Here is an 8,538-nt window from a genome sequence, read left to right on the forward strand (position 1 = left end):
GCTTTAGCCCTGGGCCTCTTGTTCTACAGAACAAATGCCCAGGGCTATAAAGCCCGCTGCTCCCACCCAATCCTACCTAGGAATGGGCGAAGGCACACACCCTATCGCTCTGACGTAAACGTTCCCAGCGGCAATCCCTTCCCGTTATAGACGTAGCAATCAACGCCGCCATTCCAGGCATACCGAACATAGCGAGGCGTGGCCACTGCTGCTGCTTTCACCACGATGGTTTCACCATCGATCGTCGCCTCCGCGGGAGAGAACTTGTGGTCCTCTCCCGCAACCTCGAATTCGGTCAGCGGATTCATCTCACTGCGAAGGCCGGTTGCATGGGCAAGCCATACCCGCATCGCACCGTCTTCCTGCGTCGCCTGTGTGAACGTAGGCGATTCGCCCTGCAGCTTCTCCCCATAAACGCTCTCTCGTGCGATCAGGGCGAGACGATGGGCGACAGTTTGTTTGTCGGAGGGATGGACATTGTCGTGGTTCCCTACATCGAGCGTGACGGCCATGCCTGTCTGCCCCAGCTCTAGTGTTCGCCGTTGTGCCTCACGTACCTGTCCCCAACCCTCGTTAACATGGCCGAAGTTCGAGATCTGCACAYAGAGGAAAAAGAAAGTTCCCTGGCCCCACTGGCGGCGCCAGTCCTGAATCATAGCGGGAAAGACCCTGGCGTAGTAAGGAGCGCGCTCGGGTGCTGTATCTGTCTCTCCCTGGTACCAGATCACTCCCTTGATGGTGAGCTTCGTAAAGGGTGCGACCATGCCGTTGTACAGGCTTGCGGGAGCCCAGCTTCCCAAATGGTCGTTGGCGATGCGAGGACGGGTTGGAACTTCTTTGCCGGCAGCCTTCAAGGCCTCATCCTCTGCTGCATATCTTGCTTTGAGAGAGTCAATCCGCCCCTGATCGATTGCGATTTTGCCTGCATCGGCGGCAACCGAGGGCAGGTTGGCATAACCGATGCCTTCTGCGCTCGTCCAGGCATGCGCCGGTGTACCGCCCCAGGTGGAATCGATCACGCCGATGGGGACGTGTTCTTCCTGCGTGAGCTCGCGGCTGAAGAGGTAGCCAACAGCAGAGAAATCCTTCGCTGTCTCCGGTGTGCATAGCGTCCAGGTATCCTCCGCCTCGTTCAGGATCGTCGCTGAGGTGCGATGTCTCTCACGCAGAAGGCGGATCTTCGGCTGCGTGGCGGCGGCGATCTCCTTATCGCCATTCAGCAACGGAGCGCCGGTGAAGCCCTTGAGGGGGAACTCCATATTTGACTGACCGGAGGCAAACCATACATCGCCGATCAGCAGGTCGCTTCTCTTCAACGGAGCGCTGCTCTGTGATCCCGTGACGGTCAACTCATAAGGTCCGCCTGCTTCTTCAGGACGCAGCCACAGCTCCCAGTTCCCGTCGGCGTTTGCTGTCGCTGTTGCCGTCTGTCCATGGAACGTGACGGTGACGGACTCCTGTGCGGCGCCGGTTCCCCAAATATGGATTGGCCGGCTGCGTTGCAGCACCGCATGGTCAGAGAGCACGTTGGGAAGGCGAACCTCCGCAGCCGCGGAGAGACTGCCGATCGAGAGCAGCGCAAAGGAGAGTAGGGCGTTGCGATTCATTCAAAAGCTCCACGAGAATGTCAGATGGGGATCAAGACAGCAGGATAAGCATAAGCGGAGCGGGCATAGTCACGTCCACGTCCACTTAGGGCAGATCGAAAGATTCGTTCTGTGGTTTGTTAGAAATTTAGGGTATTCCTCACCCATCCTAGCGGTGCGAGGATGGGGCACCCGGTTTAAAAAAGCGCTGAAGGCGCGTTCTATACCAGCCTGGGGCAACGCCCCAGGTATCAGGTCCATTAGAGGTTCAAGGGCTGAAGGCCCGCTCTATAGTTCTTCAGTAAAAGGCGGACTTATCGATAGGTCTTGTCCCTGCAGATGGCCACGCAGCATACCTCCATTCCCAAATAGACTGCACGCAGTAGACAATCTCTGTGTCGATCTATTGACCATCGGGAGGTGGAGTATCGTGCAACGAACCAGCCGGCTGGGAGTCCTGTTCGCTGTGGCAGGCGCAAGTTTCCTCTTATTCAGGACCTCCGGCCTCCATACGGTTTCCGCAGCCGGGACGACGCAAAAACAGGTTGGCTGGCTCGCCTATAACGGTGGGAAAGACAATGCGCACTACTCTCCCCTGACACAGATCACGCCGGAGAATGTCTCGCAGTTGAAGCAGGTGTGGCGCTTCGATGCCGGTATCAGCGGTGGGCTACAGACGAATCCCTTGGTGGTGGATGGCACGTTATATGCCTACACCCCCGCGCTTCAGGTGGTGGCTTTGAATGCTGCCACGGGAGAGAAGCAATGGAGCTTCGACTCTGGCATTACGGCGGCGCAGCCGAGCCGAGGGTTCTCCTGGTGGAGCGATGGCCGGGAGAAGCGCCTCTACGCCTTCATCATGAATTATGTGTATGCCCTCAATCCGGAGAATGGGAAGCCCATTCCATCCTTCGGAGAGCAAGGGCGAATCGATCTGCGGAAGGACCTTGGAGCGGAAGACTTCCAGGGACTACCGGTCGTGGCGACGACTCCAGGTGTGATCTTCCGAAATCTGTTGATCGTCGGCTTCCGTACCGCGGAGACAAAGCCGGCAGCGCGCGGCGATATCCGTGCCTATGATGTGAAGACGGGAAAGCTGCAGTGGAGCTTCCACACCATTCCTCATCCCGGCGAGCCCGGCTACGAGACCTGGCCTGCGGGAGCATGGCAGAAAGCCGGAGCCGCGAATAACTGGAGCGGCATGGCTCTCGATGAGAAGCGTGGCATCGTCTATGTGCCTACCGGCTCGGCAGCGTCAGACTTTTACGGAGCCGACCGCGCCGGTAAGAACCTGTATGCGAATACGCTGCTCGCGCTGGATGCGGCGACAGGCAAACTGCTGTGGCACTTCCAGGGTGTGCATCACGATATCTGGGACCGTGATTTCCCTTCGCCGCCCACACTGCTGACCGTTGTCCATGAGGGAAAGAAGATCGATGCCATCGCTCAGCCGACGAAGCAAGGCTTTCTGTTCGTACTCGACCGCTTAACCGGCAAGCCCGTCTTTCCCATTGAAGAACGCCGTTTCCCAACTTCTGACATGGAAGGGGAGACCACCTCGCCGACGCAGCCGGTATCGACAATGCCCGCGCCGTATGCCCGGCAGGAACTGACGGAGTCGATCCTCAGCACGCGCACACCCGAAGTGCATGAGCAGGTGTTGAAAGAGTTCCGTGCCATGAAGGGTGGTGGGCTTTTTGTTCCCATGAGCACGGATAAGCAGACGATCGTCTTTCCCGGCTTCGATGGCGGCGCGGAGTGGGGCGGTTCTGCGGTAACCCCGGCGGGTGTGTTCATTCTGAACGCCAACGATATTCCCTGGACCGGAGGCCTGACGAAGGCCAAAGCCGATGCGAGTCCGGGCGAAACTGTCTATCAAAGTCAGTGTGCGTTCTGCCACGGCAAAGAACGGAAGGGAGATCCGCCGGACTTTCCATCGCTGGTCGACATTGGCAGCCGCCTCTCTGTACGCGAGATCGAGCAGCGGATTCATGGCGGCTCCGGACGTATGCCATCGTTTCCAGGGCTGACGGGAGGGAAGCTTCGTGCACTGCTTGGATATCTAACCGGAACGGAAGATACGAAGTCCCCTGGCGCCGGGCGAGAGTTGGCGAGCAAGGGCGTGGATGAGGCGCCCTACCAGTTCACCGGCTACCGGAAGTTCCAGGACAAGGACGGCTAYCCAGCGGTGCAGCCGCCGTGGGGAACGCTGAATGCTATCGATCTGAACACGGGGAAGTATCTCTGGCGGGTTCCGCTCGGCGAGTATCCCGAGCTGGTAAAGCAGGGAATGCCGAATACAGGATCGGAAGGATACGGCGGCCCGGTGGTTACGGCAGGCGGCGTTGTCTTTATCGGGGCGACGATCTACGACCGGAAGTTCCGGGCCTTCGATGCCAGGACAGGTAAGCTGCTTTGGTCCGCGGAGCTGCCGTATGCCGGCGTCGCGACTCCGGCAACCTACTCGGTGAACGGCAAACAGTATGTTGTGATTGCGGCGAGCGGTGCCCGTGACAAGTCGGGTCCACAGGGTGCGGCGTACATTGCCTTTGCTATACCGTAGAGCATTTTCCCTGTAGGTGTAGAGTAGGGCTTCTGCATCTATGGGCGTTTTCCGCAATGAAAACGCCGCTTCACGTCACTTTCGGAATGCCCAGCAACAGGGGAAAATGCTCTAAGCTGGTTGAGTCCGTTGGAAACAAGTTGTAAACGTTCTCGGAGGAATTTGATTTGAAACTCACCACGATGGTTGTGTTCGGCATCAGCCTCGCCCTGGCGCCGTCGTCGCAGGCTCAGCATGCGGCAGCAGCAGCGCCAAAGCTTGCACCGCGTCCGCCGATGGGTTGGAATAGTTGGGACTCCTACGGCCTGCGAGTCAATGAACAGCAGTTTCGAGAAAACGTTTCCTCGATGGTGAGCAAGCTCAAACCTGCCGGATACGACTACGCCGTCATTGATGAGGGCTGGTTCCTGAAGAACCCGGAATCGCGCCCGCATCCTGAACTGCTGCAGTATGAGCTGGACGCCAATGGCCGCTATATCCCGTTGCCGGCACGGTTTCCCTCCTCACTCGTCAACGGAAAGAACGTCGGCTTCACGCCCGTGGGTCGCTGGGTGCACAGCCAGGGCCTGAAGTTCGGTATCCACATCGTGCGCGGCATTCCGCGCGAGAGCGTGAAACAGAACCTCCCCATCGAGGGCTCAAAGTTTTCGGTGACTGACGCCGCCGACCAGACCGATGCCTGCCCATGGGATCCGACCAACTGGGGCGTGAAAGATACGCCTGCAGGCCAGGCCTGGTACGACGCGTTGTTGAAGCAGTACGCCTCATGGGGAGTCGACTTCCTGAAGGTCGACTGCATCTCCGATCATCCCTACAAGGTGAGCGAGATCAAACAGATCAAACTGGCGATTCAACGCAGCGGACGTCCCATCGTGCTCAGCCTCTCGCCGGGACCTACAGCGATAGAGCACGCCGAAGAGGTGATCTCGCTCTCACAGATGTGGCGCATCTCGAATGACATCTGGGATGTATGGGAGACAAAGGCATCGTTTCCACGCACCGTAAAAGACCAGTTCGCGCTGGCGGCGCAGTGGAGCAAGTTTGCCGGACCCGGTCACTGGCCGGATGCCGATATGCTGCCGGTGGGGGAGCTGCGTCCATCGCCGGATGTAGGCCCCGGTCCGCGTCACACGCGTCTCACACCTGCAGAACAGAGAACACATCTCAGCCTCTGGGCCTTTGCGCGTAGCCCGTTGATTGTCGGTGCGAACCTCACGCTGCTCGATGACGCGACGGTGAGTCTTCTGACGAACAAGGAGGTTCTCCGCATCGACCAGACCGCGACGGCAAGCAGACAGGTGCTGCATGAAGGCGACACGATCGTCTGGACCGCGGACCTTCCCGGCGGACAGTATGCGGTGGGTGTCTTCAACGTCGGTGACTCGCCTGCCTCATTCCAGCGAGATCTAACCGCACTGCAGCTACCCGCAGGCAAGTTCCATCTGCGGAACGCCTGGCAGGGAAGCGAAGAGCTCGGAGTCTCAAAGGTCGATGTAAAGCTCGAGCCCCACTCTACGGCAGTATTTGTATTGCAGCGGAACTGAAACGTCCCTTTGTTGCGAGAAGGAAAGCCGGACCGTGAGAGAAATCGCTTTCGGTCCGGCTTTGTCTTTGATTTACAGGTCTCTACGCGTTGTAAGGCATTGCTCAAACGAGAGGATAGGATTATTGTGATGCAGGCGGGCGAATCGTCGAGCAGGGAACGCCTGACGACCTGATATGAAGCGGCGGAATCTCGCCGCACGCATGCGAGGTCGTCAAACTGAACCCGTGCTCCACCCGTCGATGAGGCGGTGCTGGCATGAGCAGTCTCCGGATCGCGGTTCTGGATAGTGGCATTAACCCATTGCATCCTCATGTTGGTCGTCTTGCAGCAGGTGTATGTGTGACTGCTGAAGGCAAAGGTGAGGACACGCTCGATCGCCTTGGGTATGGAACAGCCGTGGCGGCGCTGATCCACGCATTGGCCCCTGAGGCAACGATTGTGCCAGTGCGAATCTTCGATAAAAGTCTCTCGACGACGCTGCCATCGCTTGTGCGTGCTCTGGAATGGTGTGCGGCCAATTCTATCCAGATCATTAATCTGAGCATGGGGACAGCCGACGAAGGTCACCGGGAACCTTTCGAGAAGGCCGTTGCGCACATTGCCGCTGCCGGCGCTGTGCTGGTAGCACCCTACGCGATGGAAGAGAAGCTTCTGCTGCCCGGCACTCTTCCCGGAGTTGTCGGTGTTGTTGCCGATACTGCTTGCGGCGACACGGCATGTACGGTGAAGCAGGTGAGTTCCAAGGTCGTCTTCGGCGCACAACCCTATCCTCACGAAATTCCGGACTCCTCTCGAGAGTTGAACCTCAATGGGGTCAGCTTCTCTGTGGCGCGTGTCTCCGCATATCTCGCACGCGTCTGGCCCAGCCGAAGAGCCGGCGAACCCGTAGAACAGAGCATATTTTTCAGCCCAGCCGTTCAAAATGCCAGAACCCAGCGTCCTGACGAACGTTCATAGAACGGACGGCAGTACCGGAAGCACTCATACGTAACTGGTCTGTCCAAACTCTTTCTGGCCCAAAACAGAGAGCAGACCATACAATTTCTGAATGAGATCGTCGGCCCCAAAGCTTGCAGATATTGCCAAGGCTGCAGGTGTCTCGATTGCTGCTGTTTCCATCGCTCTTAATAAGACCGGCTCACCCCGCGTAAGTGCGCAGCTGCGCGAGCGTATTATCCAGATCGCTCGCGAGATGGGCTATAAGCCCAATGAGCTGGCGCGGGCGCTTGCGGAAAAGCGGACCAGGCTGCTTGGGTTGGTTGTGCCCATGCGCGACCCCATCTTTTTTAACCAGTTCATCGCGCAGGCGCTCTCTGGTATTCAGAGCGCCCTCATGCGCCGGGGCTATAACCTGCTGATCTTTTCGCCGACCGGCAAGCCGGGGCGCGAGACCCGCGATCAGATGCTGGAGAGCCGCTTTACGGACGGCATTATCTTCATCAACACCCGTTCGTGTACGTCTCAGGATGTGAACAAGACCATTGATGAGCTGCAGCGGGCCCAGGTCAAGTTCTCGATGATCAACTCTTATTACGGCAAGGCGCCCATCAACTATGTCGGTGTGGATGATGCCGCCATTGGCCAGGCCGCTGCCGAATATCTCGCGGAGCATGGACACCGGCAGATTGCCTTCTTCAGCGGATCGGCGACATTGCCCGGGCATCAGCGGCTGGTCGCAGGCCTGCGCAAGGGACTTGCGGGCTATGGCCTGGACCTGCCGCAGGATAGGATCGGCTGTACTGGTTACGAACGGGCTGAGGGAATCCGTATTCTGGATAGCTGGTTTGCGACGAAGCGCAAACGTCCCACGGCCATCTTTACCGCCGATGACCAGCTGCTGCTGGACTTCTATGACTATGCTGAGATGCGCGGTATCGCAATTCCCGGCGACATCTCCGTGCTGAACCGCGGCAACATGGGTTCGAGCGACCATCTCCGCCCGCGGCCGACGACGTTCACTATCCCGACCTTCCGCATGGGAGAGTTGGCTGCAGACCTGCTGATCGACACGATCGAAAATGCCGGCGTTCTACCGCAGCGAGTCTTTCTTCCCTACGAACTCATCCCCGGCAGCACCGCCTGAGCCGCACTGTCACGCGGTGGAACGTTCCTTACAACCCGGGTGCCCCACCCTAGCAACGCTAGGGTGGGTGAGGAACACCAGGAACCTTATAACGTTTTGTGACTTTCGAACCCACCCTAGCGTTGCGAGGGTGGGGCACCCGGGCAAGTAAACGAAATACTTGACAACAGTTCCCCTGAGAGATTAAACGGTTAACCTCACCTTCCTGGAGGTTTTTCGTGAAGCGTATCGCCCTGCTTGCCTTGACCCTGTTCCTTTCCTGCCGCTTTGTACATGCCACAACAAAGATTGATCTGGATGGCGCCGGCTGGAGCTTCCGCACCACTCTGGAGGAACAGTGGAAGCCAGTGACCGTGCCGCACTCCTGGCTGGTTGACGAAGGACACGAGAAGTACATCGGCCACGCCATGTATCACCGCGACTTCGAGATGCCGGCGGTACCCGCGGGAAAGATCGCGCGGCTGCACTTCGATGCGGTTTACGATGTCGCCCAGGTCTGGGTAAACGGCAAGCTAGCGGGTACACATGAAGGTGGCTACACCGCCTTCGACCTGGATATTACGCGCCTGGTGCATCCGGGCAAGAACTTCGTCGTCGTGGATGTCGATAACACGCCTACGTTTACTTCGATTCCGGCACTGGCGACCGGCCATCCCTCGACGGACAAGTTCACGCCGGACGGGGTAGGCAAGGCGACGATCGTGGGCTGGCTGCCGTATGGCGGCATCGTTCGTCCGGTCCACATCGAGATCGGTGACCC

At 58.5% G+C, this 8,538-nt stretch carries 6 protein-coding genes; 5 read left to right on the top strand and 1 reads right to left on the bottom strand.

From position 1 onward, the window contains the following. Positions 1-101: 101 nt before the first annotated feature. Entirely contained in the window at positions 102-1,607 is a 1,506-nt protein-coding gene (locus tag AB4043_RS05920) for a sialate O-acetylesterase (protein WP_442306664.1), read from the bottom strand. Positions 1,608-2,016: 409 nt separating this feature from the next. On the opposite strand from AB4043_RS05920, the gene AB4043_RS05925 reads away from it, so the two are divergent. The 5 genes from AB4043_RS05925 to AB4043_RS05945 all read left to right on the top strand — a co-directional run. Next, the gene (locus AB4043_RS05925; protein ID WP_442303494.1) at positions 2,017-4,149 is read left to right on the top strand and encodes an outer membrane protein assembly factor BamB family protein; all 2,133 of its coding nucleotides are present in this window, start codon (positions 2,017-2,019) and stop codon (positions 4,147-4,149) included. A 167-nt stretch (positions 4,150-4,316) separates the two neighbouring features. Next, positions 4,317-5,693: a glycoside hydrolase family 27 protein gene (locus tag AB4043_RS05930; RefSeq protein WP_442303495.1), complete on the top strand. Its 1,377-nt coding sequence runs from the start codon at positions 4,317-4,319 to the stop codon at positions 5,691-5,693. A gap of 257 nt (positions 5,694-5,950) precedes the next feature. Next, a complete protein-coding gene (gene qhpE, locus AB4043_RS05935) occupies positions 5,951-6,652 on the top strand; it encodes a subtilisin-like serine protease QhpE (protein ID WP_442303496.1) in 702 nt (233 codons plus the stop codon). A 91-nt stretch (positions 6,653-6,743) separates the two neighbouring features. Then, the gene (locus tag AB4043_RS05940; RefSeq protein WP_442303497.1) at positions 6,744-7,778 is read left to right on the top strand and encodes a LacI family DNA-binding transcriptional regulator; all 1,035 of its coding nucleotides are present in this window, start codon (positions 6,744-6,746) and stop codon (positions 7,776-7,778) included. 218 nt (positions 7,779-7,996) lie between these two features. Beyond that, on the top strand, positions 7,997-8,538 hold a 542-nt coding region (locus tag AB4043_RS05945), incomplete at its 3' end, for a sugar-binding domain-containing protein (protein ID WP_442306665.1).

Source organism: Terriglobus sp. YAF25 (assembly GCF_052113305.1).
In the GTDB taxonomy this organism is placed as follows: Bacteria; Acidobacteriota; Terriglobia; order Terriglobales; family Acidobacteriaceae; genus Terriglobus.

Bases quoted from the DNA above. Each gene is read 5' to 3' on its own strand.
- qhpE (WP_442303496.1), top strand. From the start codon at position 5,951: ATGAGCAGTCTCCGGATCGCGGTTCTGGATAGTGGCATTAACCCATTG.
- AB4043_RS05940 (WP_442303497.1), top strand. From the start codon at position 6,744: ATGAGATCGTCGGCCCCAAAGCTTGCAGATATTGCCAAGGCTGCAGGT.